33 protein-coding genes and 1 riboswitch are annotated in these 24804 nt (G+C 39.9%); of the genes, 10 read left to right on the top strand and 23 right to left on the bottom strand.

Translation table 11 applies throughout. The features are described from left to right. Positions 1 to 2 precede the first annotated feature (2 nt). Positions 3 to 443 (bottom strand): DUF327 family protein, encoded by a 441-nt coding sequence (locus FPV17_RS09130; RefSeq protein ID WP_035394127.1) that lies wholly within the window; start codon positions 441 to 443, stop codon positions 3 to 5. Between the two features lie 123 nt (positions 444 to 566). Between FPV17_RS09130 and FPV17_RS09125 the strand changes: the two genes are divergently transcribed. Beyond that, the gene (locus FPV17_RS09125; protein ID WP_035394129.1) at positions 567 to 764 is read left to right on the top strand and encodes a hypothetical protein; all 198 of its coding nucleotides are present in this window, start codon (positions 567 to 569) and stop codon (positions 762 to 764) included. A gap of 31 nt (positions 765 to 795) precedes the next feature. Here the strand turns inward: FPV17_RS09125 and FPV17_RS09120 are convergent, their stop codons facing one another. Both FPV17_RS09120 and FPV17_RS09115 read right to left on the bottom strand, forming a co-directional pair. Then, the gene (locus tag FPV17_RS09120) at positions 796 to 1914 is read right to left on the bottom strand and encodes a M20/M25/M40 family metallo-hydrolase (protein ID WP_035394131.1); all 1119 of its coding nucleotides are present in this window, start codon (positions 1912 to 1914) and stop codon (positions 796 to 798) included. Between the two features lie 58 nt (positions 1915 to 1972). Continuing rightward, the gene (locus tag FPV17_RS09115; protein WP_035394133.1) at positions 1973 to 2380 is read right to left on the bottom strand and encodes a VOC family protein; all 408 of its coding nucleotides are present in this window, start codon (positions 2378 to 2380) and stop codon (positions 1973 to 1975) included. 71 nt (positions 2381 to 2451) lie between these two features. Between FPV17_RS09115 and prli42 the strand changes: the two genes are divergently transcribed. Beyond that, a complete protein-coding gene (gene prli42 / locus FPV17_RS21870; RefSeq protein ID WP_152980813.1) occupies positions 2452 to 2550 on the top strand; it encodes a stressosome-associated protein Prli42 in 99 nt (32 codons plus the stop codon). Between the two features lie 77 nt (positions 2551 to 2627). Here prli42 and FPV17_RS09110 read toward each other — a convergent pair whose 3' ends face one another. The 3 genes from FPV17_RS09110 to FPV17_RS09100 are packed head-to-tail and all read right to left on the bottom strand — an operon-like array spanning position 2628 to position 4931. Then, positions 2628 to 3131: a L,D-transpeptidase gene (locus FPV17_RS09110; protein ID WP_246117160.1), complete on the bottom strand. Its 504-nt coding sequence runs from the start codon at positions 3129 to 3131 to the stop codon at positions 2628 to 2630. Between the two features lie 30 nt (positions 3132 to 3161). Beyond that, positions 3162 to 4145 carry an aromatic acid exporter family protein gene (locus tag FPV17_RS09105; RefSeq protein WP_035394136.1) on the bottom strand — a complete coding sequence of 328 codons (984 nt, stop codon included), beginning with the start codon at positions 4143 to 4145 and terminating at the stop codon, positions 3162 to 3164. 57 nt (positions 4146 to 4202) lie between these two features. Further along, positions 4203 to 4931, bottom strand: coding sequence for a YqcI/YcgG family protein (locus FPV17_RS09100; RefSeq protein WP_035394137.1), 729 nt, complete (start codon positions 4929 to 4931; stop codon positions 4203 to 4205). A gap of 150 nt (positions 4932 to 5081) precedes the next feature. Here FPV17_RS09100 and FPV17_RS09095 point away from each other — a divergent pair, with 150 nt between their 5' ends. After that, the gene (locus FPV17_RS09095; RefSeq protein ID WP_035394139.1) at positions 5082 to 5702 is read left to right on the top strand and encodes a LysE family translocator; all 621 of its coding nucleotides are present in this window, start codon (positions 5082 to 5084) and stop codon (positions 5700 to 5702) included. Here FPV17_RS09095 and FPV17_RS09090 read toward each other — a convergent pair. Next, a complete protein-coding gene (locus FPV17_RS09090; RefSeq protein WP_144558791.1) occupies positions 5632 to 7293 on the bottom strand; it encodes an ATP-binding protein in 1662 nt (553 codons plus the stop codon). The two genes, FPV17_RS09095 and FPV17_RS09090, sit on opposite strands and share 71 nt — an antisense overlap. 308 nt (positions 7294 to 7601) lie before the next feature. Between FPV17_RS09090 and msrA the strand changes: the two genes are divergently transcribed. The 3 genes from msrA to fumC all read left to right on the top strand — a co-directional run bounded on the left by msrA (position 7602) and on the right by fumC (position 10232). Beyond that, a complete protein-coding gene (msrA, locus tag FPV17_RS09085; protein ID WP_144558790.1) occupies positions 7602 to 8138 on the top strand; it encodes a peptide-methionine (S)-S-oxide reductase MsrA in 537 nt (178 codons plus the stop codon). Continuing rightward, positions 8135 to 8569, top strand: a complete 435-nt coding sequence (msrB, locus tag FPV17_RS09080) for a peptide-methionine (R)-S-oxide reductase MsrB (protein WP_035394146.1) — start codon at positions 8135 to 8137, stop codon at positions 8567 to 8569. The genes msrA and msrB overlap by 4 nt, the downstream gene beginning before the upstream one ends. 274 nt (positions 8570 to 8843) lie before the next feature. Continuing rightward, entirely contained in the window at positions 8844 to 10232 is a 1389-nt protein-coding gene (fumC, locus tag FPV17_RS09075; protein WP_035394148.1) for a class II fumarate hydratase, read from the top strand. A 39-nt stretch (positions 10233 to 10271) separates the two neighbouring features. Here the strand turns inward: fumC and FPV17_RS09070 are convergent, their stop codons facing one another. Continuing rightward, positions 10272 to 10490: a helix-turn-helix domain-containing protein gene (locus FPV17_RS09070; RefSeq protein WP_038479087.1), complete on the bottom strand. Its 219-nt coding sequence runs from the start codon at positions 10488 to 10490 to the stop codon at positions 10272 to 10274. Between the two features lie 23 nt (positions 10491 to 10513). After that, the gene (locus FPV17_RS09065) at positions 10514 to 10702 is read right to left on the bottom strand and encodes a hypothetical protein (protein WP_035394150.1); all 189 of its coding nucleotides are present in this window, start codon (positions 10700 to 10702) and stop codon (positions 10514 to 10516) included. A gap of 160 nt (positions 10703 to 10862) precedes the next feature. Here FPV17_RS09065 and FPV17_RS09060 point away from each other — a divergent pair, with 160 nt between their 5' ends. From FPV17_RS09060 to FPV17_RS09050, 3 genes are read left to right on the top strand one after another with little or no spacing between them, the layout of a single operon-like run. After that, on the top strand, positions 10863 to 11591 hold the full coding sequence (locus FPV17_RS09060) for an alpha/beta hydrolase (protein ID WP_144558789.1): 729 nt from the start codon (positions 10863 to 10865) through the stop codon (positions 11589 to 11591). Positions 11592 to 11605: 14 nt separating this feature from the next. Beyond that, the gene (locus tag FPV17_RS09055; RefSeq protein WP_035394151.1) at positions 11606 to 12130 is read left to right on the top strand and encodes a 2'-5' RNA ligase family protein; all 525 of its coding nucleotides are present in this window, start codon (positions 11606 to 11608) and stop codon (positions 12128 to 12130) included. Then, the gene (locus FPV17_RS09050; RefSeq protein ID WP_035394154.1) at positions 12127 to 12561 is read left to right on the top strand and encodes a GNAT family N-acetyltransferase; all 435 of its coding nucleotides are present in this window, start codon (positions 12127 to 12129) and stop codon (positions 12559 to 12561) included. Before FPV17_RS09055 ends, FPV17_RS09050 begins: the two co-directional genes overlap by 4 nt. Position 12562: 1 nt before the next feature. Here FPV17_RS09050 and FPV17_RS09045 read toward each other — a convergent pair whose 3' ends face one another. From FPV17_RS09045 to FPV17_RS08990, 12 genes are all read right to left on the bottom strand, one after another. Further along, on the bottom strand, positions 12563 to 12889 hold the full coding sequence (locus FPV17_RS09045) for an MTH1187 family thiamine-binding protein (RefSeq protein WP_144558788.1): 327 nt from the start codon (positions 12887 to 12889) through the stop codon (positions 12563 to 12565). Continuing rightward, a complete protein-coding gene (locus tag FPV17_RS09040; RefSeq protein ID WP_186370765.1) occupies positions 12880 to 13587 on the bottom strand; it encodes a DUF1385 domain-containing protein in 708 nt (235 codons plus the stop codon). Before FPV17_RS09040 ends, FPV17_RS09045 begins: the two co-directional genes overlap by 10 nt. 31 nt (positions 13588 to 13618) lie before the next feature. Then, positions 13619 to 14182 carry a hypothetical protein gene (locus tag FPV17_RS09035; protein WP_144558786.1) on the bottom strand — a complete coding sequence of 188 codons (564 nt, stop codon included), beginning with the start codon at positions 14180 to 14182 and terminating at the stop codon, positions 13619 to 13621. Positions 14183 to 14194: 12 nt separating this feature from the next. After that, a complete protein-coding gene (thiD, locus tag FPV17_RS09030; protein ID WP_035394162.1) occupies positions 14195 to 14992 on the bottom strand; it encodes a bifunctional hydroxymethylpyrimidine kinase/phosphomethylpyrimidine kinase in 798 nt (265 codons plus the stop codon). 9 nt (positions 14993 to 15001) lie between these two features. Beyond that, positions 15002 to 16102: a glycine oxidase ThiO gene (thiO, locus tag FPV17_RS09025; protein WP_144558785.1), complete on the bottom strand. Its 1101-nt coding sequence runs from the start codon at positions 16100 to 16102 to the stop codon at positions 15002 to 15004. Positions 16103 to 16123: 21 nt separating this feature from the next. Beyond that, positions 16124 to 16891: a thiazole synthase gene (locus tag FPV17_RS09020; RefSeq protein WP_144558784.1), complete on the bottom strand. Its 768-nt coding sequence runs from the start codon at positions 16889 to 16891 to the stop codon at positions 16124 to 16126. Positions 16892 to 16893: 2 nt separating this feature from the next. Beyond that, the gene (gene thiS, locus FPV17_RS09015) at positions 16894 to 17091 is read right to left on the bottom strand and encodes a sulfur carrier protein ThiS (RefSeq protein ID WP_035398090.1); all 198 of its coding nucleotides are present in this window, start codon (positions 17089 to 17091) and stop codon (positions 16894 to 16896) included. Further along, entirely contained in the window at positions 17088 to 17717 is a 630-nt protein-coding gene (gene thiE / locus FPV17_RS09010) for a thiamine phosphate synthase (protein ID WP_035398092.1), read from the bottom strand. The genes thiS and thiE overlap by 4 nt, the downstream gene beginning before the upstream one ends. A gap of 69 nt (positions 17718 to 17786) precedes the next feature. Continuing rightward, a riboswitch (TPP riboswitch) is annotated at positions 17787 to 17897 on the bottom strand. A 33-nt stretch (positions 17898 to 17930) separates the two neighbouring features. Continuing rightward, positions 17931 to 19346: an aspartate ammonia-lyase gene (gene aspA, locus FPV17_RS09005; protein ID WP_060705081.1), complete on the bottom strand. Its 1416-nt coding sequence runs from the start codon at positions 19344 to 19346 to the stop codon at positions 17931 to 17933. A 26-nt stretch (positions 19347 to 19372) separates the two neighbouring features. Next, positions 19373 to 20341 (bottom strand): ROK family glucokinase, encoded by a 969-nt coding sequence (locus tag FPV17_RS09000; protein ID WP_060705082.1) that lies wholly within the window; start codon positions 20339 to 20341, stop codon positions 19373 to 19375. Then, positions 20331 to 20543 carry a YqgQ family protein gene (locus FPV17_RS08995; protein ID WP_035398095.1) on the bottom strand — a complete coding sequence of 71 codons (213 nt, stop codon included), beginning with the start codon at positions 20541 to 20543 and terminating at the stop codon, positions 20331 to 20333. The genes FPV17_RS09000 and FPV17_RS08995 overlap by 11 nt, the downstream gene beginning before the upstream one ends. A 19-nt stretch (positions 20544 to 20562) precedes the next feature. Then, entirely contained in the window at positions 20563 to 21072 is a 510-nt protein-coding gene (locus FPV17_RS08990; protein WP_144558783.1) for a hypothetical protein, read from the bottom strand. Between the two features lie 113 nt (positions 21073 to 21185). Here FPV17_RS08990 and FPV17_RS08985 point away from each other — a divergent pair, with 113 nt between their 5' ends. Next, positions 21186 to 21581 carry a YueI family protein gene (locus FPV17_RS08985; protein ID WP_035398101.1) on the top strand — a complete coding sequence of 132 codons (396 nt, stop codon included), beginning with the start codon at positions 21186 to 21188 and terminating at the stop codon, positions 21579 to 21581. Between the two features lie 14 nt (positions 21582 to 21595). Here FPV17_RS08985 and FPV17_RS08980 read toward each other — a convergent pair whose 3' ends face one another. After that, on the bottom strand, positions 21596 to 23056 hold the full coding sequence (locus FPV17_RS08980; protein ID WP_144558782.1) for a spore germination protein: 1461 nt from the start codon (positions 23054 to 23056) through the stop codon (positions 21596 to 21598). Positions 23057 to 23168: 112 nt separating this feature from the next. Then, on the bottom strand, positions 23169 to 24737 hold the full coding sequence (locus FPV17_RS08975) for a rhomboid family protein (protein ID WP_035398105.1): 1569 nt from the start codon (positions 24735 to 24737) through the stop codon (positions 23169 to 23171). Positions 24738 to 24804 lie beyond the last annotated feature (67 nt).

Raw genomic sequence — 24804 nt, 5'->3', positions numbered from 1 at the left:
TGTCATACATAAATTTCGAGCAAGATTCCCTCTAGTTTCCCTACCCTTTTTAATAAATCCATACTCGTCTTTTGCTCATCAAATAACTCTTTCGTCAAAAGATCCATCTCTTGATTGACCACTTGTACGAGTTGATGCTGTTTAAATTGACCAAATTGATGACTTGTTCTTACTGACACATGGTAACTGTCATTTAATACGTGTTTTAAACAGTCCTCTAATGAACGACGAAAAGACGTCAATGCGCCGTAGGATCGCTGGTTAACTAAATCCGTCCCTTGCGCCTTTAAATGGTCAATCTTCTCGAATAAACTGCTGAGGGCCTGCTGCTTTAATTGTTCTTGAAAGCGCTCCTTTTGATTTACTGAACCATTGCTTTTTGTTTGTGCGTGTCTGGCCGGTAAAGAGCTTGTACTTTTATTAATATGCTTAAGTTCAAACAAGACATTTCTCCCCAATCGTCCTCAAATCGAATGCTTAAGAGGCTAGCTCTATACTTTTTTCTGAAAGAATGGTAAAATAGAGTATTCATTCGCAAGACCTCCTAACTAACTGGAGGTGTCAGAATGCTTTTTTACACACACTTAACATCTAAATACTATTATGAAGTAACAATGAGCAAAATCAATCACTATTTACACGATTACCGGGTAAAGCATGATTGTGCACCTACGATAAACGATTTGTCTCTCGCCACTGGAATACCGGAAGAAGAGATATTAGAGTGCATGGAGTTTGCGAATGAAACTCACTACTTGATCTAAGCCGTCCACATTTGTGAACGGCTTGTTTTCATTATTGTTTAGCGGTTGTTTTCACAATTTCTATAATGACCTGAGCAATTTTAGCTAGTGAATGAACAGCAATGCGTTCATTGGTCGTATGAATTTTTTCGTAACCAACGGATAAATTAATTGTCGGTATACCAAAGCCAGAAATAACGTTTGCGTCACTTCCGCCTCCACTCGCCCGCATGGATGGTGTTAAACCAAGGGTAGTAATGGCTTCATGGGCAATCCGAACAACTTCAGCATCTTCGGATTCTTTATACCCTGGGTAAGAATAAGTAATTTGAACCTCACATGACGTGCCCATTTCTTTTGCTGCATTTTCAAATGCTTGTTTCATTGCGGATACTTGTTTTTCAAGTTTGGCTTTTTCTAGAGAACGAGCTTCAGCCGTAATTTCTACATAGTCACACACAATATTGGTTTGCGAACCACCTTCAAATCGACCAATGTTTGCGGTCGTTTCGCGATCAATTCGGCCAAGAGGCATTTGCGCGACTGCTTTTGATGCTACTGAAATGGCTGAAATTCCTTTCTCTGGCTCAACACCTGCATGAGCTGTCTTTCCAAACACTTTCGTGACAAGTTTCGCTTGAGAAGGCGCTGCAGTAATCATGCCTCCCACTTCCCCATCGCTGTCAAGGGCATAGCCGTATACAGCACGGAGCAATTTCTGATCAAGCGCTTTTGCCCCAACTAAGCCTGATTCTTCCCCAACAGTAATAATAAATTGTATATCACCATGTTGAACTTCTTTCTCCCTTAAGACTCGAATGGCTTCCAGCATTGCTGCAATACCAGCCTTATCATCTGCACCGAGAATAGTCGTTCCATCTGTTCGTATGTATTCGTCTTCAACAATCGGTTGAATGTTTTTTCCCGGAACCACCGTATCCATATGAGATGTAAAATAAATCGTTTTAATCTCTTCAGTGCTTGTTCCTGGCAACGTACAAATTAAGTTGTTTGCACCGTGACCTGTTTTTTCTTGCGCCTGATCTTCTTCCACCTTTAAACCTAAATCGGAAAATTTCTTTTTTAATAAAGCTGCAATTTCTGCCTCATGTTTCGTTTCAGAACTGACCTTAACCAATTCAATAAATTCATTGACGATTCTCTCTGTCATCGTTTCTTCACTCCAATAACCATAATCACTTCTATCATAACGAATATTGCCGCACATTTCATGTTTGGTGCTCACACAATTCAATCAGTACATCGCTTGTACACGCCGGTTTTATAAAATTAATCCGCTTTCGATTACTACCTGTCTTCGCCTTTTCATAAATAAATTCGTAGCCATTCTCTTCTAAACAGTTTTGTAGAGACTGTAAATCAGAACTTAGAAGCGCTAAATGGTGAAAACACGGAGATGCACGTCTCGCTAAGTACCTTTGCAAGGAACGATTCTCAGGAAACGGTAAAAGTAGTTCAATTGAAAAGGATTTGACTTGCACATGATAAACCGTCACTTGCTGTTCATGCACAATTTCACAATTTCCTTCCGCTAGAGAAAAAAGCGAATAAAATTGAGATACTTCCTCTTTTGATTTTACAACATATGCAATGTGATCTAATTTAATATCAAGCATAAAACACCTCTTGTTGCTTTCCAGGCAATCAGTTACACTATCAGTAGAATAGTGTGAGTGGGGTGAAGACTATGCCACGAAAATTTCAACGATTAATTATTTATATTATGATTGCAACACTCGTATTAGGGGGCGTGTTTACCGCAGCTGCCGGTTTAGGCATGTTCTAATCATACCTTTAAAGTAGACAAGCCAGGCGGAGTTCATTGAGATTTCCGCCTGAAGCATGTGTGTGGTCATATCCTTATTACTTCAACAAGTTAAATTGCTTCCCTAACGCCGAAAAGCTTTTTGTTTCTTTCACTACAATGACTTTACTTCCAATCTCTACTCTTTCATATACATACTCTACAGAAGAATTCTCTAAGCGAATACAGCCTAACGAAGCGTTGTAACCTATGGAATGCGGTTGATTTGTTCCGTGTAGTCCGTATGTACGCCCATTCGTTCCATTCGCATCAAAGCCAATCCACCTGCTGCCAAGTGGGTTCCGTTTATCGCCTCCAGCTATATTCTTTTTACGATAGTAAGGATGCTTTGCTTTAACAAGCACATGGAATTCACCAAGAGGTGTTTCTTCTCCTTTTTTTCCACTTGCAACCGGAAACACATCGCTTATACGGTTCGCTTCAAAGATTGCCATTTCATTTGTTTGGACATTCACAATAACCGCTGCTTTTTCCACTGGAAATTGTTCTGGAAGTAAAGTTGATAGCATAATAAACGTAAACAGAAAAAAAGACCATTTCACATTTGTCACCCCTATGAAGTTGAACTCCATTTAGGGTTTGCTCAATGATCTCTTTTTATCCGATTTTTGCACCCAAAGCGCGTCTTTTGTCTTTAAATATTGTTCAAATTCAAACACAATTAAAAGAAGGGAAGACCGACTTTCAAACTCTTCTCTTGTTTTTGGAAGCGGCATATTCCGAAATTCGGTGCGCATTTCTTCTAACTGCAAGAGAAAATAAGCAACTGAATTGGTAGGACTAACTGCGCGTGACAGCTCTTCTAGAAAATTCGCGACCTTTTCTTGCTGAGGGACTGACCCATTAATTCTTGTTAAGTGTGGCATTAAACGTTCAATGATCTCAAGTTGCTTTTCGCGCATTGAAAAATAATGATAATAATGATTTTCTTCTGATAAGAGATGATTTTGCATTGAAACAAAGGCAACTTTCTTACTTTCCTTCAACACTTTATCTAACTGAGGAAGTTCATTTCCATCCCAATTGCTTTCACCTGCACGTATGTAGATCGAAAGCTGCTTCAACGTTGCCTTAAGCAACTCTTCAACTTGCATACGTCGCTGTCGTAATAGTTTATCTTTAGAAGGCATATATAAATTCATCACTAGTGCCGTTCCAATCCCAATAAAAATAAGCTGTAGCTCATTCCAATAAAAGCCGATAGACGTCTCACCAACAACATATAAATGCATAACGATAACAGAACTCGTTACAATGCCATCGCTTGCTTTTACGAGTAAGACAACTGGGATAAAGAGCAAAATAAAGAGTGCTGCAGCAACAGGGGTGTAACCGAGTAATTCAAACAAAACTGAGCTCATTATTAGTCCGATGATACAAGCAATAAAGCGCGCCCATGATACAAGTAATGAATTTCTACGGGTGACCGAAATACAAAGAATGGTAATAATCGCCGCAGAAGAAGCAAAGTTTAATTCAAGTAACTGCGCTATGGAAAGTGAAATCAATACACCAATCGCCGTTTTTAATGTTCGATAGCCAATTCTAAATTTCATGATACCCCTATTTCTATAAGTAGTACGCTTAGTTTATCACGTTACAAGATTAAAAATCTATTTTGAGTCGTTTTTTGCGCGAAACGGGCAAGCGCCTGTAATTGGTACACAGTCATCTCCAATAAAAAACTGCTTCCATTCCCTGTGATCTACATCACCATAATGGCTTATATCAGGATGTTTCGGTATTTGATCCCACGCCTCTACCCTTTTCCGAACAGCTTCTCGAGAGTTATGACCTTTAGGCTCAGTCCCCTCTAAACCTTGAAAAATTTCTCGAGGTTGAAAACCGATGACCATACTTTGCCCTAAATCTCGTGTAATACGCTGCTTATATGCAGGTGTATTGGCAAAAGCAAACATGGATTGACCATTAAAACAAAATGACCACAAATGGTGATTCGGATCACTCGGTGTATGAGCTGGCCATACACTTTCATCTTTATCATTTAAGTATTGTAAGATATCCCAAAAATAGCGTCGATAGTAATCCAAGGTTTGCTCCTGTTCTTCAGGCTCGATAAACACAAAAAGTCCACGCCGAATAAGCGGTCGTTTCGCCATTAAAGATTGAAATGCTGTTAATGTACTCGGTAGTGACGTCCAATCAGCATGCGATAAAAAGGAATAACGCAACTCACCTTTGCGCTCTCCTTTTTGTCCAAAAAAACATGGAAAAGTTTGATCCGTCACAACATTACTGTATTGTTCGTAACTTTCGTTCACCCAGGCTGGTACAGCATCCGAACGCATGTCTTCAGTCGTTAATAAGCGTGATGCTTTCATATAGAACCCCTCCTTTAACATTCCTATTCATCTTATGAAGCCCTAACAGAATCTAGACACTTTTTTACAAATAAAGCATGTCTAAAATCGTCTACGCCCACATTATTATAAGAATAAAGCATGTCTGTTGTGTAAGGAGAGTGTTCTTAAATGCCCGCTTTTCTCTCGGCGTTTATTCTAGGTTTATCGTTGGCCGTCCCCGTAGGTCCAATCTGTTTAGCCATTCTAAAAAAAGGTGTTTCTCACGGTTTTCTTCCTGCGTTATTTATTGGTATTGGCGCAATTCTTGCTGATCTTCTTTTTATGATCATTATTTACTTTGGCTTAGCGCAGTTTATTTTTATGCCTTCTGTACAAATCATTCTCTATGTATTTGGGGCTGCTCTTTTAATTTATCTGGGCATCGAGTCGATTAATAAGCGAAAGACTGCTCTTCAACGTTCGAGCAGCCTCACAGCACCAATTTGGGCATCGTTTTGGACAGGGCTTTCCATTGCCTTGTTTAACCCAATTAATTTAATGTTTTGGTTTGGCATTTTTGGCTCCACATTGGCAGAGTTAATGACTGAACAATCAGGATCATTTATCTATTACATCGGTTTTTTATTTACTGGCATACTTGTATGGAACATTAGTCTCTCGTTTCTTGCTTCATATTTTGGACAGTTCCTTAGTCAGTCTCTTTTACCAATTTTAAATGTTATCGCTGGCCTATGCTTATTACTGTTTGGCTTTCATTTCGCTTTAAAGCTCGCAGAGGTGGTGTTCTAACCCCTTCATCTTCAACAGCTGTTGTCACCTTAAGGGGTAGATAAATAGTAACTATTGTCCCTGTACCAGCCTTTGTTTTAATTTCCATGCGACCGCCATGAAGTTCAGCAATTTTGTGGCAAATCATTAAACCTAAACCAGTCCCTTTTTCTTTTGATGAAAAAAACGGCTGGCCTAATAAGTAAAGACGATTCGGGGAAATACCTACGCCTTTATCAATAATTTGAACACAGAGTTGATTTTGTTCCGACGTCACTCGTATTTCAATGGTTGATGTTTTTTCACTAGCGTCAACAGCATTTTCAATTAAATTTAAAAAGAGTAAATCTAACTCTTCCTTGTAACCGTTAAAATAAAACGACTCTGCGCTTGAAATAGCGACTGGGTTATGTTGAGTCAATGCTTGTATTTCGTCTTTTTTCATGAAAGATTGTAAATAATCATTCATTTCAATTGTTTCGCTTGGTTTCATCCCTTTTTGCTGCGCAAGAAAAACATAATCATTAATAATTTTTTCCATTTGTTCGAGTTCTTCATCAATAACAGCTAGCTGACTCTCAGGTATTGTTTTCATTTCCTTGTATAATTGCATAAACCCCTTGATAGTCGTTAATGGATTTCTAATTTCATGTGCCATACTCGCTGATAAACGGGACGCAACTTTCATTGCTTCCTCTCGTTTCTTTGACGAGCGATGTGATTGCTTCAATACTGAAATATATAGCTTTTTTCCCTCAATATGAACAGGGAGGATGGCACACATCGTATAAAGTAGACTGCCTTCCCCATTAATTAACTTAACAGGTCTAAATAAAATCTCCTCTTGTTGATTGCGAACAGATTCCTTAATGAGCTTTAATTCTCTCGCTTGGATATGTTGGCGCAAGGGTCTTCCAGTAAGAAGCTGTTCTTCTTCCTCTACACCTAAATAAAGATGGGCTGCTTTATTTGCGTAATGAATGGTCATATCGTCATGTAAAATGTAGCATTCATTTGATAGCTCTAGTATATTAATCAGTTCGTTGCGCGCAATTAATTGCTCCACCCGTTGTTTGGCATTAATGACATCAAATAAAATATAGCCATAATAGGTAATAATTCGAACTTCATATTCTGTATGCTGATAGTAAAACGTAATCAGTTGCTTTTTCATGTCTTTAGACATTAATTCCTTCGGAACAAAACTCCAGATGGAATCATGTACATCTAAAAATTCACGACCGACAGCACTTCCATCGATGATTTTGCCATCTTCGTCTGTAAGCCATCTTAATTTCTTTGTATAATCCTTTGTCACTAAACTTAGTCGGATGTCTTCAGTCTTGTTATCAGCCTCGAAAGTATAGAGCATGTAATCTTGATCTAATACCGCATGCTTAATGGTTAAATGGATGGGAGAGTGATTTGTTTCGAGAACCCATTCTTCCATTGATTGATAACTTAAAATTGTGGACATCGGAATTTCATCGTTATGATTACTTAGCTTAGCTAATTTATTAAAAGCTACATTCCGCATGATGATGACGTCTTCATAAATAACACATTGCGGTGCGTTTGACTGATTCAGTAATTCTTTAATCATCGCCTTCATACGTGCCGTCGATGCGATTGACTATCTCATCGACATAAAACCCCCTTTTCATTCTTGACATATTCCAACAATTGATTCTTTTTTTCTTTTTAAATTCCTCCTAAATAACAAATTTTACGAACAGAACTTGTTGACAAAAAAAGAAAAAGAACGACAAGAAGACCCCCTTTTTCGCTAAAGTTCTTTATGTTTTTTTCTTTTTAACTCTTTTTTGACATTGTCAAAACTTTTCGTTTAAAGCCGTTTGTTTTTTGAACAAAGAGTAGGTATGTTACACTAACACTATCTAAAGAAATGGGAGTGAGTACATGAGTCAGTTAGAAAAAGCAACGTTTGCTGGCGGCTGCTTTTGGTGTATGGTTAAACCATTTGATCAATATGAAGGTGTGGAGTCTGTCATTTCTGGTTATACTGGCGGTCATACGGAAAACCCCACTTACAAAGAAGTTTGTAGCGAAACAACTGGACATTTTGAAGCAGTTCAACTAACATTTGACCCTTCTCTTATTTCCTACGAAACGATTCTTTCTTTGTTTTGGCAACAAATTGATCCGACAGATCCAGGTGGACAATTCCACGATCGCGGCGATTCGTATCGAACGGCGGTTTTTTATCATAGTGATGAACAAAAAAGAATGGCTGAACAGTCAAAGCAAGCATTAGAAGATAGTGGTAAATTTTCAAAACCAATTGCAACACTCGTATTACCAGCGAAACCGTTTTACCCTGCCGAAGAATACCACCAAGATTATTACCAGAAGAATGCATTTCATTATCAACTCTATCGCAAAGGTTCAGGGCGAGCAGACTTTATTGAACGACATTGGAAAGGGGATCCATCATGACAAACAACTCAAACGATCAGTTAAAAAAGAAGCTAACACCTATGCAATATCACGTTACACAAGAGAATGGAACAGAGCCACCTTTTAAAAACGACTATTATGATCACGAAGAAGATGGTATTTATGTGGATATTGTCTCTGGTAAGCCATTGTTTTCTTCCAACGATAAATACGACGCAGGTTGCGGGTGGCCGAGCTTCACAAAACCAATTGAAGAAGAAGAGATTCTTGAAAAAGAAGACCGTAGTCATTTTATGGTACGGACTGAAGTTCGTAGTAAAGAAGCTGACTCCCACCTTGGTCATGTTTTTCCAGATGGTCCTGGAGCTAATGGTCTTCGCTATTGTATTAATTCTGCTGCGCTTCGATTTATTCCAAAAGACAAACTGGATGATGAAGGCTACAGTGTTTACAAAAAATTATTTTCGTAAAACGAAACACATTTCTTGCTAGACTAAGAGTGAAGAGCGTAAACGATTATGAGTCCTTTTCCGGCTTTGGACTCGTATAATCGTTTACGCTTTTTTTGTTGCTTTTAGCGATCTTTCCTTGTCTACTTCGACTAGGTGATCTTCCTGCCGGTCTTAAAAACAGCGGCAAGTTCAATCGACCATACCGATCTTTTTATATGTTTTCGTTAAGTTTCTTGTCGTTTTTTGGTATGATAGATTTGGGTTATCAATCTTGGGTAAAGGAATGGTGAAAATGAAAACGCGTACAGAAAGAGATACAATTGGAGAAATTCAAGTTCCTGCCGATAAATACTGGGGCGCACAAACACAAAGAAGTTTGGAAAACTTTAAAATTGGTACTGAAAAAATTCCGTTTGAAGTGGTTCGTGCTTTTGCAGAATTAAAAAAAGCAGCCGCAATTGTAAACGGTAAGTTAAAAGGTCTACATCCGCAAAAGGTTGAAGCCATTACATATGCCGCTGATCAAATTGTCGCTGGTGGATTAGAGGATCACTTCCCGCTTGTTGTTTGGCAGACAGGAAGCGGTACACAGTCGAACATGAATATGAATGAGGTCATTGCCTATCTAGCAAACGGTTATTTAAGTGAACAAGGCTATAACGATGTGACCGTTCATCCAAATGATGATGTGAACCACTCTCAAAGCTCTAACGATACATTTCCGACTGCGATGCATGTTGCGACAGTCATTTTCGCTGAGACTGAATTAATTCCAGCTTTAAGACAGTTTAAACAAACGCTTGAAGCAAAAGAACAAGAATTCTCGGATATCGTTAAGATTGGTCGTACCCACTTGCAAGATGCGACGCCTTTAACGTTCGGTCAAGAAATTAGCGGTTGGAAACATATGCTGACTACTTGCTCAACGATGATTGAACAGTCTCTTGATCACGTTCGTGCCCTTACAATCGGCGGAACAGCTGTTGGTACAGGCTTAAATGCACCTATCGGCTTTAGTGAAGAGGTCTCAGCGCAACTTAGCGAACAGATAGGCTTTTCTTTTAAAGCGTCTGAAAACCATTTCCACGGGTTAACAAGCCATGATGAGCTCGTCTATTTCCATGGAGCACTTAAGGCACTTGCAGCTGACGCTTTTAAAATCGCTAATGATATCCGTCTTCTAGCAAGCGGTCCACGTTGTGGTATTGGCGAAGTAATCATTCCTGCAAATGAGCCAGGTAGTTCCATTATGCCAGGTAAAGTCAATCCAACTCAAAGTGAAGCACTAACAATGGTTGCAGCACAAGTACTTGGAAATGATGCTGCTATTGGTTTTGCAGCAAGCCAAGGACATTTTCAATTAAATGTCTTTAAGCCTGTTATTATATACAATGTCCTTCAATCCATGCGCCTATTATCTGACGGCCTGAATAATTTCCATGATAAGTGTCTCATTGGATTAGAAGCAGACAAAGCAAAAATGGATCAGTTGCTAAATGAATCCCTTATGCTCGTAACTGCATTAAATCCGCATATCGGCTATGAAAATGCTGCTAAAATTGCCAAGAAAGCTCACGCTGAAAATACGACATTAAAAGAAGCGGCAATAAGCAGCGGTTTGTTAACTGAAGAGCAATTTAACGAATATGTTGTACCAGGTAATATGATTTCTCCTAAATAATTAGTTGACGCTCCTTCTTTATAGGGGGCGTTTTTTCTATTAATGATCCCATACAGCTTTATATCGAGTAGCTTCAAATAAATCGTCTAAAGATACGTTGAAAAATTGCGCGATTTTTTCCGAGATTAATGCATTGACTTGCCTTTTGCCTGATTCAATTTGCGATAAGTATCCGGCAGAGATTCCTACTTGTTTGGACACTTCTTCTAAGCTAAAGCCTTTTTGAATGCGCAACATTCTTAGTCGACTCTCACCCATTCTCTTTCCCTCACTTTCTATAGTCACATCACTTCATCGTACGTATAACGCACAATATATTTATTCGTTTTTAAACGCTTCACTTCCACAAGTGGCCCTATTTCATAGCCATTTTCCCAATTGTCTTCCAATTTCGCTTGAATACACTTTGCTTGAAATTTTGATCGAAATACCTCTCGATAATAAATCCAATGAGGTCTTTTAGATTTCATACGGACTCCTCCATTAACCATTCATGATGGATATTGGTAAAAATAGTTTATCCTTAATCATTCATTTTATCATAGAACTGTCAAAAAAACGGAGACTCCCTCACTTTCACAAAAATATGGTAAACTAATGTATGAGAAGACCTTAGAAAGGAAGTTATTCATGGCGAACATCGAAGGCAGTATAACAGAAGCAACGATTGAAAGTGAACAATTACAGTGCACCATTTCATTATCTGTCTATCTACCAGCAAATTATACACCACTAAAATCTTACCGGTTAATGATTTGTCAAGACGGACAAGATTTCTTTCGCTTTGGACGTGTGCACCGGCAGGTAGATTCATTAATAGACGATTTAGACATTGAAGAACTTATCGTTGTTGGTGTTCCATACCCAAGTGTAGCAATGAGACATACTTGGTATCATCCTAATAATGAGACCCATGTAGCCTATACACGATTCCTAGCGTGCGAACTACTTCCTTATTTAGAAAAAAACTACAGTGTCGAACCATTGGCAGAAGCACGTATGTTGGCGGGAGATTCATTGGCAGCAACGATTTCCTTGCTAACTGCTTTAGAATATCCTACATTATTTAAAAAGCTTTTATTATTCTCCCCTTATGTCAATCAAGTGGTTGAGGATAAAGTAAGTCAATTCAAGAAAAAAGACATCTTATCCATTTATCACATTATTGGCAAAAAAGAAGATGTTGTCAAAACGACAGACGGAAAAGAAGCAGATTTCTTAACACCTAACAGACAACTAAAAGAAGTATTCCACAACACACCTTTTCACTACACGTACGAAGAGTTTGATGGTGATCATACGTGGACTTACTGGCAGAACTATCTTTCCACTGGATTAAAATCGTTGTTTCCATTATAAAGGAGGTATGATTAATGCTTAATTACGGAATTGTTCTTTTTCCATCAAAACCCTTTCAAGACACAGCTAACGGATTAAGGCGGCGTTATGATGCCCATTATGCGAACATCCCACCTCATATTACGTTAAAAGAAAGTTTCTCAATAAGCAATGAGGAATTACCAAAAATGATTCACGTGTTACGAGATATTGCTCGTCAATGTCCACCAATTGATATTCATGTGTATAAGGTAGATACATTCTTTCCACAATCAACTACCATTTTCTACAAACTTAAAGAAAACAAACAGCTTTCTTGGTTGAACGAGAAGCTTTATCAAGAACCGTTTCCGACTGATCGTGCGCATTCAGTCTTTATACCCCATATTACCATTGCACAAAAGCTACAGCAGGCAGAACATGATGATATTGTAGGTCAACTTAAAATGATTGATGTGTCTCATCAAGAGACCATTGATCGTATTCAACTTCTTTACCAACTCGATAACGAATCGTGGACTGTTTATGAAACATTTCTTTTGCAAGGCCAGTCAACATGATTGAACACATTGATGTACAAGTTGCTACTAGTGAGTCGCTACAAGCACAGTGCTTCGAGATTAGAGAAGACGTGTTTATTAAGGAGCAAGGCGTGGCTGCACAGGTAGAAAGAGACGAGCATGATAAAACCGCTACCCACCTTTTACTTACAGCTAACCAGAAAGCTATCGGTGCTGCTCGTATACGAATGGTAGGCAAGGCAGGAAAAATTGAACGAGTAAGTATTTTAGAACCTTATCGCAATAAAGGATATGGGGAACAATTGATGAAAAAAATAGAAGAAGTAGGTTTCGCAAAAGGCGTAGATGAATTGGTGCTAAACGCTCAAGAACCGGCTCTTGCTTTCTATTTACGACTTGGCTACTTAAAGACATCAGAGCGTTTTTTTGAGGCGGGTATTCCTCATTTTTCCATGAAGAAAGGAAGATGACTTATTGTTCATCTTCCTTCTTTAACTTTGCTTCCACTGCTTGAAGTTTACTTTGCAGCGTAGATTTTTGGTCACGTCGATCATCTATCCGAATATTTGTAGCCACTCGGTCTATTCCACGTTTAAATGGAACCTCATGAATTTTCTTAACCACATCCAGTAAAGTGGATACATCACCTTCAATTAACGTACTCATGGGAGTTAATTGGTAAGTAATGTCGTGGGTTTTTGTTATTTCTTCTAGAACTTCTTGGATAGTAGCCACATAGCTGCTGACACTAGGGGTTTCCGTTCCAATTGGTATAATGGTGACATCGACTATTGCCATGACTTATCCTCCTCTTCCATTCTTTTTTTAAATAGTGATCTTGAAAACGCTACTTTCCCTAGTTGAACATAACTTTCAATTGCACATTCAAGATGCTTTTGTGTAGGCGTTTTTGTCGTAACCCGTTCTTGTAACCAATACGAGAGAGGCAATACAATTGCCACAACCCACTTAAAAGTAAAATGGCGATTAAACCTAACATATAGCGCTACAAACAATAAAGCAACATAGGAGCCAAGCATTAAGCTTGTCATTATAGAAAAGAAGCTCACACTAAGCAGAGTGAGTATGGCGACACTCAAAAAGTAGAGTACCACAAGTCCAGTCGAACAGCCACGGTTACGTACCGATGCCTGTGCCACCTTTTCCATCTCTTGATGATTTACTTTTCCTCTTGTGCTAAATACTTGATGCTCTGCTGCGTGATATTGTTTTAACTCGCCCGGAAAGAAAAAATGCGTACCAAATAATAAGTAGAAAAAACTATAAAAGGGAATGCCTTGCCATGATATCGGCAGTAGCTTAGGTACAACAATGAAAAGAATAACTAGTCCACAAATCGCTTTAAACCAGAAAGAACTTGATCGCCACACGAGCAGTGTTGCATGACCAAGTGTCTTTGCATTTAGAGGCTTACTCCATGAACGAAGCTCACCCTCTCGATCATGAAAGCTACAAGCAAGTGTTTGATTTGTCATGAAAAATACACCTTTTTCAAACGACATTCCACTAATTCTCAAGTAAGTCCCCCAATGAATACGTCTTAACCCAATGCTGAACATTTTTCGCTTGTCCGAATTGAGGATTTGCAAACGTTGCGTCTTCAAGTAGTAGGTCCTCATGGTTTGTCCAAGTATGTAACAACGTCACCTTAACATTTTCTACATCTACTTCTGGCGGTAACCCTTGAATAAGTTGGCCTCTTGTACCGACACTTTGATGCTCTTGCATCTCTGTCGGAAATGCAAAAATAATCCCATTCTCTACAGCGAAACCGTCATAGGTTTGTTCTGGTTCGACAGGAAGCGTTACCTGACCTATTTCAACGGCTTGTGGATCTCCGTCAAACGACAACCCGATATAATCTATGCCATAAATGCCTTCTGTCGGAAGTTGCGGCCACGCCCATTCGATTGTAACGGCTTGCTGCTGGAAGTCAGCAGTAAATTCTACTTCTTTCTGTAGTTCCTCGTTACTCAACGTATCGTCTTGCGATAAATAGATAAAGCCTCCTAGCGCGATAAAAACCATTAAAATAGCAGGTAGAATAAATACAACCCAGTGCCTTTTCACTTTTCTTACTCCTTATCTGCTCTTTTTGTAAGCGGCGTGATTGGTAGGCCCGTTCCCTTTACCGATCGGTAGACCATAACGGATCGCTTCTGTTATAAAAACTTTTGCTCGCTTTACTGCTTCAAGAGGGATTGATCCTTTGGCGAGTTCAGCTGCTATAGCCGAAGCAAATGTACAACCCGTTCCGTGCGTATTCGTAAGTTGAATTCGCTTTTCAGTCAGCAATTCTAATTTCGTTCCATCGTAAAATACATCCACTGCGTCTCCATTAAAGTGCCCACCTTTTAATACAACAACATCAGGACCAAACTGATACAATTGTACCGCGAGTTCCTTTAGATCTGCAATGGTGATTGGTTCATGTGTGTTAGTCAATCGTAGCGCTTCTGGTATATTCGGTGTAAAGACGGTCGTTCGCGGCAACAACGTTTCTTTTAAGGCTGTAACACCAGCCTCATTTAACAAACCCGATCCACTCGTTGATGCCATTACCGGATCGACAACAACATTTTTAATTGAATATGCGTCTATTACATGACAGACAACTTGAATATGTTCCTCACTAACAAGCATACCCGTCTTTAAAACATCGGTTCCAATGTCGCTGAGCACTGCCTCAAGCTGAGCCTTCAGAAAATCAGTACTAACCGGAAAAACCTCTTGCACACCCACTGTATTTTGCGCTGTTAATGCCGTAACGGCAGTTGTCGTATAGACACCTAACTCTTGACCTGTTTTAATATCTGCTTGGATGCCAGCCCCTCCACCAGAATCAGATCCAGCGACGGACAACATTTTAGGAATTGTCATTTTTTCCTCCTATGAAAAGCGTTCAGGATGAAACGCTTGAAGTGGGAATGAAACCTTTTCGCCTAAAAGATCTTCCGCCACCACTTTTGCTGTTATCGCACTTAATAAAATCCCGTTACGGTAATGACCGCATGCTAGATACACAGAGGGGTGATTGGTTAAACGTCCAATAAACGGAAAACCGTCTTGTGTGGCCGGACGCAAGCCTGCCCACTCATGAAACGGGGTTTCTTCTTCAAGAGCTGGTACCATTTTTTTGTTCCAGCGTTTTAAGCGATCAATCCCTTTGGCAGTAACAGCTGTTTCAAATCCCGCAATGTCTTCAGAAGCTCCGTTAACAATTGTACCATTTGCTTTTGGTACGAGATAGCCTTGACTCGTATAAACAATGTGACTTAAGAGCGGCTTTTCTGGTCGATAGGCACAAATTTGCCCTCGAATTGGATAGACGGGCAACTGCAGCCCGAGCGCTTCTCCTTGCTTCATTGCCCACGCTCCTGTGGCAATGACTACTTGATCAGCTTCCCATTCCATTGTATCAGTCTTGAGACGAACAGACGAACCTTCTACAATTTCCACTTCACCTAATTGCTCATAAATGTCTACTTTTAAATTTCTACATGCTGCTATTAAAGCCTTCACAAAATCTGGGGCATAAATATGGGCTTCATTTGGATAATAAATGGCCCCTTTTATGTCTCTTGATAAGTGGGGTTCTCGTTCTAATACTTCTTCTTGAGTTAATATGCGCATGTCTTCATTGTATTCACTTTGCCAAGATATCCTCGATGATAGGGGCAATAAATCCGCTTCATGGTACACGCAATGTAGGGTCCCGGATGGAGAAAATTCAAAATCCACTCCAGATGTTTCTCTAACGAACGCTTGCCACTCAGGGTACATTCGAAGGCTTGCTAAGCTAAAGTCAAAAAACACATCTTGATCTTCCCCGATTTCAGAAAAAGGTGCTAGCATGCCTGCTGCTGCACCTGAAGCTTGTCCCCCACATGTATTCTTTTCCAAAACGGTTACATGTACCCCTTTATTTGCGAGCCTTAAGGCAATCGATAATCCGATAATACCCCCGCCAACAATAACGACTTTCTGCATAATAAAACCTCACTCGTTCATCTAATAACTTGTTGGACTACTTGCACTTGCATATGGTTTTTTAGCTATTCTTCCCGCCTCATACGCCAATTCACCTGCTTCAATAGCTAAGCGCATGGACGTTGCCATTTTTACAGGGTCTTTTGCTTTTGCAACTGGCGTATTCATTAAAATTCCATCCACACCAAGTTCCATCGCTTTTGTCACATCGCTAGCTGTGCCCAGGCCAGCATCAACAATAATCGGTACTCTCGCATCTTCTACAATTAAACCTAAATTGTATTCGTTGAGTATACCTAGACCTGTTCCAATGGGCGCTGCGCCTGGCATAACCGCATGTGCACCTGCTTCTTCTAATCGTTTGCAGAGAATAGGGTCATCTGACGTATATGGTAAAACAGTAAACCCTTCTGATACAAGAACTTCGGTTGCTTTTAACGTTTCAATCGGATCAGGTAGCAACGTTTTTTCCGAAGCACTAATTTCAATTTTAATCCAATCGCTTAAACCAGATGCTTTTGCGAGACGTGCAATTCGAATGGCTTCCTCTGCAGTGGAAGCACCAGACGTATTAGGTAAATATTGAAAGGTTTCACCATGTAAATGTTGCAAAATGGAATCTTCCATTGGCGCCTCCAAATTAACACGTCTTAAAGCAAAAGTTAGCACCTCTGCTCCCGATGCTTTGATGGCTTCATTTTGAACAAACGGGTTCGGATAGCGACCTGTTCCCAAGAAAAAGCGTGATTGAAGTGTCTTTCCGTTAATAGTCAATGATTCTTTTTTCATGTTCAACCTCCTCCAACAAAATGAACAAGCTCAACAGGCTTTTGTTCGTCGAGCTCGGTTACACTCCATTTTTCTCTTGGAATGATGTCTCCAGCTAATTCCACTACGACAAGCTGCCCATTTACATTTAACTCTGTCATTAAATCAAGCAATGTCTTACTTTCTACAATACGTTCTTTTCCATTTATCGTTAGTTTCATGCTTTCGCCTCATTAATCGCTTTAGTCAGCCGTTCTGCAGCTGCCTGCACATCGTCAGCTGCAACAACCTCTGTAATCACACATACCGCATCCGCTCCTGCTTCAATTACTTCGCGAACGTTATGGGTTTTTATACCGCCGATTGCTACAAATGGAATGGAAAGATTGGCTTTAATTTCTTTAATATAGGATGTTGTTACCGGATCAACGACATCTTCTTTACTATTGGTTTTAAAGATTGGGCCGACACCAATATAATCAGCACCACCTCGCTCGGCTTCTAACGCTTCTTCTAATTTATGAGTAGAGACACCAATAATCTTATCGTCGCCCACTAGCTTACGAACATGAGCGAGAGGCATATCATCTTGTCCTACGTGAACGCCATCTGCATCAACAGCCATAGCGATATCGATATAATCGTTTACGATAAAAGGAATTTCATATGACCGACAAAGTTCTTTGAGCTGCTTAGCTTTTTCGAAAACTTCTTTTCGACTGCTTGTTTTATCGCGAAGTTGTATAAAATCGGCGCCGCCCTTTATCGCATCCTCCATTACCGTCACAAGCTCTTTGCCTTTATGAAATGCTTCTCCTGTTATCACATAAAGTTGAAAATCTTTCATCTTCACTGCACTCCCTTTCGCAAAAAAACCGTAACCACAAGGGTTACGGTTTACACGCTACATTGTTTCATCTGCGTATGCCGACTTCCCTCCGCTGGTGTAATCCAGATCAGGTTAAAGGGTAAAAGAAACACGTTCTTATTCTCAGCCCAACTTCATCGGGCACCCCTAGTCTTTGCTATTTATTTTAGTATGACATAAGTGCTTTTATTTTTAAAGTGGTAAGAATCGAGACCCAGCGATACCAGGCTTGGTCATCTCTTTTGGATCAAGGATTTCATTTAATTCCTCTTCAGATAAGATGCCTCGCTCCAAGCAAATTTCCCGAACTGGTCGCTCTGTTTCTAATGCCTCTTTCGCAATTCTTGTTGCCACTTCATACCCAACATGCGGATTAATGGCGGTCACAATACCTACGCTATTCTCCACAAGTTCTTTACAACGTTCAATATTTGCTGTAATGCCAGAAATCGCATATTCACGGAACACACGCATTCCATTTTCAAGAATGGTAAGTGACTGTAATAAATTAAATACAAGTACCGGCTCCATCACATTTAACTCTAACTGACCAGCTTCAGAAGCAAGACTAATTGTATGATCATTGCCAATCACTTGGAAAGAGAGCTGATTAATGACTTCGCACATAACCGGGTTCACTTTACCTGGCATGATGGAGGAACCAGGCTGACGTGCTGGTAAATTAATTTCATTTAAACCTGTACGAGGTCCTGAACTCATTAAGCGTAAATCATTTGCTATTTTTGATAAATTAATTGCTAATATTTTTAATGAACTAGATAGCTCTGTATACGCATCTGTATTTTGAGTCGCATCAACGAGATCTTCTGCGGTTTTGAACGGTAAATTCGTCACGGTAGCTAAATGAGTGGCCACTTTTTCAATGTACTCAGGCTTTGCATTCAACCCGGTCCCAACAGCAGTAGCACCCATATTGACTTCATGCAAATGGTCAGCGGATCGACTAATTCGCTTTAAATCGCGGACCAACACTTTCCGATAAGAACCGAATTCTTGTCCTAATCGAATCGGCACAGCGTCTTGTAAATGCGTACGGCCCATTTTTAGTACATCGTCAAATTCATCTGCTTTCCCCTGCATTTCCGCAATAAGATTTCGTAATTCATCCGTTAACCCTTGGGTCATGTGCAAAGCAGCGATGTGAATAGCAGTCGGAAACGCGTCATTTGTCGACTGAGCCATATTGACGTGTGTATTCGGACTAACTTTTAAATAATCGCCTTTTTCCCCGCCTAAAATTTCAATTGCCCGATTGGCAATGACTTCATTCGCATTCATGTTAAATGAAGTCCCTGCACCACCTTGAATGGAATCAACTATAAACTGTTCGTTTAATTGTCCATTAATGACATCGTCACTCGCTTTAATAATGGCATCAGCAATATGCGGACGCAAGACGCCTACATCACGGTTTGCCATTGCTGCCGCTTTCTTGACATAACCGAACGCACGGATAAGTTCCGGGTGCGGTGGATAGCCAGTAATGGGAAAATTGTCTTTAGCTCGTAAAGATTGAATCCCATAATACGCATCCTTTGGTACTTGTTTATCTCCTAGTAAATCTCGCTCTATACGGTAATCCACCATCTGATGTTAACCTCAACTTTCAATTCTTAATTGCTTCTATTCTCATTTGCTTTAACAGCTTGTATCGCTAACCATACAGCTCCAAAAATACCTGCATCATTTCCTAAATGAGCCAATTTAATTTCTGCCTGCTCCACTACACGTGGCAGGGCATACTGATCAAACACAACACGAAGAGGAGCTAAGAGGTCTTCTCCGGCTTTTGAAACGCCTCCACCAATAACAATCTTGGCGGGATTTAATGTATTTGCTAAATTGGCAATCGCGTAGCCTAAATGATCAATCGCTTCCATAATTACTTCTGTCGCTACTTGATCTCCAGCTTTCACCGCTTCAAAAATGTCTTTTGTTGTTAGTATTAGAGATTCACTTTGAGAAAGAATCGATGTTCTTCCTGCTTCAAGTTTTTCTTTAGCTAAACGAACCATTCCCGTTGCAGAAGACACGGTTTCCAAGCACCCGGTTTTTCCGCAATTACAAAGAGATCCTCCTTCTTTCACAGAAGTAATATGACCAATTTCTCCACCCATACCGCCTACACCATGAAGAATTTGTCCTCTTGTAATGATACCACCACCAACACCTGTTCCTAGCGTAACAAACAACTGTTCAGTAGCGCCATCTCCAGCACCTTGCCATTTTTCTCCAAGAGCTGCTAAATTCGCATCGTTATCAACTCTCACAACAACGCCTAAAGCTTTCTCTAACTCGTCTTTTAATGGGTAATCACGCCAGCCAATATTAACAGCATGATAGATAAAACCTGTTTCCATCTCAATAAAACCAGGAGCTCCTACACCTGCACCCATTAGTGTCTGGTCATCATCTAGATTTGCTTTAACCGTTTCAGCAATGTCGTTAACAATATTCATTCCATTGTTCTTTATATCAGTAGGTATTTCCCATTTTTTAACTAAATCGCCTTCATTTGTAATAAACGCAAGCTTAACGGATGTTCCCCCTATGTCAATTCCTGCATAAAGCTCATTCCCCATTAGAATCCCCCATTCCAAGTTTCGCTTCCTCTTGTTTTAAAATCAATATTGCGCCTTGATACGTATGGCTTGATATCATTCCATATTGATGTAAATCTTTTATTTCTTTTTGCATGAGTTGCAAATCCATTCCGCGGTCTCTTGTATAAATAAAAGAACCATATTGCTTTAATAAGTCTCTAATATCTACGATCGATTTCATCTATACACCTCATGTCCTATTATAACAGCTTTATGACTGTAACTAAAAGGAATGAAGCAAGTGGAATAACGGCAGCGAGGTATGCGTTTTTTACCCACATCAACATAGAATTATACAGCAAAATGCCGATAAAAACCGCTAACGTGAAGAAAAAAGTCATCGTAATCGTAAAAAAAGTTCCATATCCGAGCGTTCCCCACTGTAAACCCATAAAGAAAAACAAACTGGCCAAAATCCAAGCGATTGGTTTATAAAAAAGTTGATAGCCAAAAGCAGGATGGTATGAACGTATCATGGCGATAATAAACAAAAAGGAACAAATCACAATCGCAATATCAAAAAAACGAAAGCCGAACCAAGAAAAACTTACGAGCGCGACAAACATGCCAATGTAGCTAAAGAATAAAAAATAAAAGCTTAGGACTATGAGTACAACAATGGGCGGAAGTCCACGCATAAACGTGGATACCCCTCCTAACGTCAGCCCAATTGCTAGGACAAAAAATACAATAACAAACCAAATCCACATCTCATCAACCCCTGTGCTGATTTCTCGTTTCTACCATCCTATGTTTTTATTTGAGATTTCAGGACAGGTTTGCGATGATAGAGGGGATTGATTAGGAAAGAGGTGGCATCAATATGGCAAGAGATGTAAATGAAGTACTAGAGCATGCTATTCGAGGCGGTTTGGAGACAAAGCCTGCAGAAAGACGTATATTCTTAACAACAATCGCTGAGCGTCTTCATCTCGCGTTAACCATAAATCAAGTTCGTTCTAACGTGGTTTATCCAGAAGTAGAGCGCGTCCTAAAAGCTAAGCCAAACATACAAATGTTTATTAACGGACAATTAGCCTATTCAGATTACAACGAGTATGTAAAGCTTGCGATGATAAACAACATCCCTTATACAGTTGTTTCTGCAACAACAGACACTCCCTTTGGTCTTGTAATTGCCAATCAGAACATCCCTGTAGAAACAAGTCATCCGTACATAGAAGATGATGTACACAAGCAAGATATCGAACGTTATTAAAAAAGGTAGACCTGCTACCTATCCGGATCTTGCGGATGGTTGATAGCAGGTCTACGATTTTTTAAAGGCATTGGAATTCGGAAAAACACATCTCGCAACGCTTTAAGATTAAATGGGATAAATGGCCACATATATGGAACACGAAGCCCTCGCAGTCGAACTAAAGCGATAAACCATAGTGTTGCGCTACTAACAAAGCCAACTGGGCCAAACGCTGCAGTTGCAATTAAAAACAAAAGGCGCATAAACCGATTTGCCAGCGAAAGTTCATAACTTGGTGTAGCAAATGTTCCTACAGCAGCAATTGCTAAGTATAAAATCACTTCAGGTGAAAACATTCCTACTTGAATAGCAATATCCCCAATTAAAAGTGCGGCCACTAACCCTAATGCTTCGGCTACCGCATTGGGCGTATGAATAGACGCCATTCTCAGCATTTCGATCCCAGCTTCTGCTATCATAAATTGAATAAAAAGTGGAATACTCCCATCCTCTTGTGTTCCAATAAAAGAGTACGCTTCTGGCACCAACTCTTGATTTGTCGCTAGCATATACCAGATAGGTAATAAGAAGAGCGAGATAAACACTGCCGAAAAACGCACAAATCGAAGTAACGCACCAATGACAGGCTTTTGTCGATATTCTTCTGCATGCTGAAGCAAATTCCAAAATGTTGTCGGGGTTATCATTGCACTTGGAGAACCATCCACTAGTAGGATGACATGTCCTTCGTATAAGTGAGTTGCGCATACATCGGGTCGCTCACTGTAGCGCACAAGTGGGTATGGGTTTCCCCCTTCTTTAAACACAAACTCTTCAATCGTCTTATCAGCCATTGGCAATCCATCGGTATCAATTGCTTTAATGGATTCACGGATTTGATGGACATAATCGGGATCGGCAATATCAGCAATGTAAAGTAAGGCTGTATCCGTTTTAGAGCGTCGTCCAATTTGCTGATATTCTACACGGAATGTTCGATCTCTTATCCGTCTTCGAATTAAAGCGGCGCTCATCACTAATGTTTCAACAAGACCATCTCTTGAACCGCGAACGACTTTCTCCGTATCGGGCTCTTCTGGACCGCGAACAGGATACTCCCTTGTATCAATGATAATACAATAAGGAAGACCTTCTACAAGAAGAGCCGCCGGCCCGGATAAGACTTGATCAATAGCAGTATCAAGATCTTTTTCTTGTTCAATCTCCGCATACGGAATGCGGCTTTTTATGAGCGCATCGTAGGATTCGTCTACTTCTTCTTCACTCGTATGTGAGAGTTCACGCTGAATTTGTGTGAGCGCACTATCTTTCCCAAACCCATCCACTAGAAAAAGGGCCATTTTTCGATTGGCGTGAACCATTTCCAAACAAATGATATCAAAGTTCTTATCAACAGCCAGTTCTTCTTTTACATAAGCGAGCTTCTCTTCATAGGATGAATGGCTTGTTACCCCTTTATCTTCACTACTCATCTTGAACCCCCTATTCTCTTCATCTAGGTTGCTCGTTCAAGTCTAAATCTATGTAAGGTAGGCGATGAAAAGGAAGGACAAAGTCACTCATGCATTCAGTTTCTCGTATTACTTATGTGGATGAAGCGAGTTGTTCATCGATCTGTTGTTCGATTTCATAATAGTAATCCATGTCTGGAATTTGACTATCCTCTCCATACTGGATTGCTTGCTGGATTGATTCTTTCGCTTGATCATAGTTTTCTTGTTCAATATGAATAAGCGTTAAATTAAACCAAGCTTCTGGAAATGCTTGCTGCTCTTGAAGCGCTTTTTCCAAATGTTCTTTTGCCTCCTGAACCCGTTCTTGCTGAATATCAAGATACGCTTGCATAAACAAAAGTTGAGGCTGCTGACCATCTTTTTCTAACCCATTCGTAATAAACACTTGCGCCTCTTCATATTGCCCTGCTTCAAGCAAACGTTGACCTTCTAATACCGCTAATTCAGGCGAAGCGTTCGCTTGTTGTTGTCCGAAATAAACAAGCGTCAGGGAAGCGATCACGTATATTGCGAAAGCACTAATGGAAAGGTAGAATGGCGTTTTCTTTTTTTCTTTCGGCATCTTCACTAAAGCGGCCATTAGAAAACCTCCTATTAGACCTCCTATGTGCGCCCCATTATCAATTCCCGGAACAATAAAGCCTAGCACAAGATTAAATCCGAGAAGCAATAAAATATTTTTTCCTAACGTACGAAAGAACAATGTTGGGTGCTTTAAGCCAAAATAGAGAAGTGCCCCAAAACAGCCGAATAATGCGCCTGAAGCACCAGCCGATACATAATCATTGAATGCAAAACTGACAATGGAGCCAAATAAGCCGGCTGCAAAATAAATGATTAAAAAGCGCATAGAGCCAAAGAGTTGCTCTACTGCTGTTCCAAGAAAGAACAGTGCCATTGCATTAAAGGCTAAGTGCATCAATCCGATATGCAAGAACATGGAGGTGACCAATCGCCACCATTCTCCCTCTACAATTAATGGATTATATTTAGCACCGTAATCAATAAGCACTTGTATATTTGTACTTCCACCATTCGTCTCTAAAAGAAAAAACATCACGACAAAAGAGAGTAACAGGGCATAAATAAAACGTGGTTTACCAAATTGAAGCGTTTTTTCTTCATTTTGTCGGCGTTTGCTGTTGACTTGCTTTACTTGCCCCCGAATTCGTTCAATGAATTGCATCATTTCATCATCTGATGACTGTAAACGTAGTGGAGGAATAGTATCTTTAGCTAATTCGTGATCTAGTACCTCCTGATACTGAGCCACACTTGTATGCAGAGCAAGGTTGCGAATGGTTCCTTTGTTTCCCTTGACTTGAAACGGTGCAAGGGCATCTTCCCATGAATCAACAGGAGGCTGACTCATTACATAAATATTTTCACCTTGAATTTTCCATATACCAAGCTGCTTATAAATGGATTCAAATTGTTGTTGTGCATGTGATATATCACGCTTTAAGCGGTTGGACCAATCCACTTCTGAATAAACAAGACGTATAACTCTTCTCGGTTTCACTGAATCATCTTCAAACCAAGCTTGTGTATCATGAAGAGCAAGCAAGCGAAACTGTTTATGTAGCACGTAATGTTCAATTAATTGCCAATAAAGATAACGGTGAGCCATTTCGTTCATCCGCACCTCCTCCTTCCTGACTGTCATTATAGCAAGTTTTTGCAGAATAAGAATCTTTCTTGCTTAC

Origin of the sequence: Shouchella miscanthi (assembly GCF_007725405.1) — a bacterium.
Classification (GTDB): Bacteria; Bacillota; Bacilli; order Bacillales; family Bacillaceae_D; genus Shouchella; species Shouchella hunanensis.
This window is presented reverse-complemented; position numbering and strand designations above follow the sequence as displayed.

Excerpts from the sequence above, each read along its gene's own strand:
- msrA (WP_144558790.1), top strand. The coding sequence starts at position 7,602 with ATGAGTCAGTTAGAAAAAGCAACGTTTGCTGGCGGCTGCTTTTGGTGT.
- msrB (WP_035394146.1), top strand. The coding sequence starts at position 8,135 with ATGACAAACAACTCAAACGATCAGTTAAAAAAGAAGCTAACACCTATG.
- FPV17_RS09000 (WP_060705082.1), bottom strand. The coding sequence starts at position 20,341 with ATGGGGAATGAGCTTTATGCAGGAATTGACATAGGGGGAACATCCGTT.
- thiO (WP_144558785.1), bottom strand. The coding sequence starts at position 16,102 with ATGCAGAAAGTCGTTATTGTTGGCGGGGGTATTATCGGATTATCGATT.
- FPV17_RS09060 (WP_144558789.1), top strand. The coding sequence starts at position 10,863 with ATGGCGAACATCGAAGGCAGTATAACAGAAGCAACGATTGAAAGTGAA.
- fumC (WP_035394148.1), top strand. The coding sequence starts at position 8,844 with ATGAAAACGCGTACAGAAAGAGATACAATTGGAGAAATTCAAGTTCCT.
- FPV17_RS09055 (WP_035394151.1), top strand. The coding sequence starts at position 11,606 with ATGCTTAATTACGGAATTGTTCTTTTTCCATCAAAACCCTTTCAAGAC.
- FPV17_RS09100 (WP_035394137.1), bottom strand. The coding sequence starts at position 4,931 with ATGAAAGCATCACGCTTATTAACGACTGAAGACATGCGTTCGGATGCT.
- FPV17_RS08980 (WP_144558782.1), bottom strand. The coding sequence starts at position 23,056 with ATGAGTAGTGAAGATAAAGGGGTAACAAGCCATTCATCCTATGAAGAG.
- FPV17_RS08975 (WP_035398105.1), bottom strand. The coding sequence starts at position 24,737 with ATGAACGAAATGGCTCACCGTTATCTTTATTGGCAATTAATTGAACAT.
- thiE (WP_035398092.1), bottom strand. The coding sequence starts at position 17,717 with ATGAAAGATTTTCAACTTTATGTGATAACAGGAGAAGCATTTCATAAA.
- FPV17_RS09125 (WP_035394129.1), top strand. The coding sequence starts at position 567 with ATGCTTTTTTACACACACTTAACATCTAAATACTATTATGAAGTAACA.
- FPV17_RS09090 (WP_144558791.1), bottom strand. The coding sequence starts at position 7,293 with ATGAAGGCGATGATTAAAGAATTACTGAATCAGTCAAACGCACCGCAA.
- thiD (WP_035394162.1), bottom strand. The coding sequence starts at position 14,992 with ATGACAATTCCTAAAATGTTGTCCGTCGCTGGATCTGATTCTGGTGGA.
- FPV17_RS09065 (WP_035394150.1), bottom strand. The coding sequence starts at position 10,702 with ATGAAATCTAAAAGACCTCATTGGATTTATTATCGAGAGGTATTTCGA.
- FPV17_RS08985 (WP_035398101.1), top strand. The coding sequence starts at position 21,186 with ATGGCAAGAGATGTAAATGAAGTACTAGAGCATGCTATTCGAGGCGGT.
- FPV17_RS09020 (WP_144558784.1), bottom strand. The coding sequence starts at position 16,891 with ATGAAAAAAGAATCATTGACTATTAACGGAAAGACACTTCAATCACGC.
- FPV17_RS09120 (WP_035394131.1), bottom strand. The coding sequence starts at position 1,914 with ATGACAGAGAGAATCGTCAATGAATTTATTGAATTGGTTAAGGTCAGT.
- FPV17_RS09050 (WP_035394154.1), top strand. The coding sequence starts at position 12,127 with ATGATTGAACACATTGATGTACAAGTTGCTACTAGTGAGTCGCTACAA.
- FPV17_RS08995 (WP_035398095.1), bottom strand. The coding sequence starts at position 20,543 with ATGAAATCGATCGTAGATATTAGAGACTTATTAAAGCAATATGGTTCT.
- FPV17_RS09040 (WP_186370765.1), bottom strand. The coding sequence starts at position 13,587 with ATGACAAATCAAACACTTGCTTGTAGCTTTCATGATCGAGAGGGTGAG.
- FPV17_RS08990 (WP_144558783.1), bottom strand. The coding sequence starts at position 21,072 with ATGTGGATTTGGTTTGTTATTGTATTTTTTGTCCTAGCAATTGGGCTG.
- FPV17_RS09095 (WP_035394139.1), top strand. The coding sequence starts at position 5,082 with ATGCCCGCTTTTCTCTCGGCGTTTATTCTAGGTTTATCGTTGGCCGTC.
- thiS (WP_035398090.1), bottom strand. The coding sequence starts at position 17,091 with ATGAAACTAACGATAAATGGAAAAGAACGTATTGTAGAAAGTAAGACA.
- aspA (WP_060705081.1), bottom strand. The coding sequence starts at position 19,346 with ATGGTGGATTACCGTATAGAGCGAGATTTACTAGGAGATAAACAAGTA.
- prli42 (WP_152980813.1), top strand. The coding sequence starts at position 2,452 with ATGCCACGAAAATTTCAACGATTAATTATTTATATTATGATTGCAACA.
- FPV17_RS09070 (WP_038479087.1), bottom strand. The coding sequence starts at position 10,490 with ATGGGTGAGAGTCGACTAAGAATGTTGCGCATTCAAAAAGGCTTTAGC.
- FPV17_RS09115 (WP_035394133.1), bottom strand. The coding sequence starts at position 2,380 with ATGCTTGATATTAAATTAGATCACATTGCATATGTTGTAAAATCAAAA.
- FPV17_RS09105 (WP_035394136.1), bottom strand. The coding sequence starts at position 4,145 with ATGAAATTTAGAATTGGCTATCGAACATTAAAAACGGCGATTGGTGTA.
- FPV17_RS09045 (WP_144558788.1), bottom strand. The coding sequence starts at position 12,889 with ATGGCAATAGTCGATGTCACCATTATACCAATTGGAACGGAAACCCCT.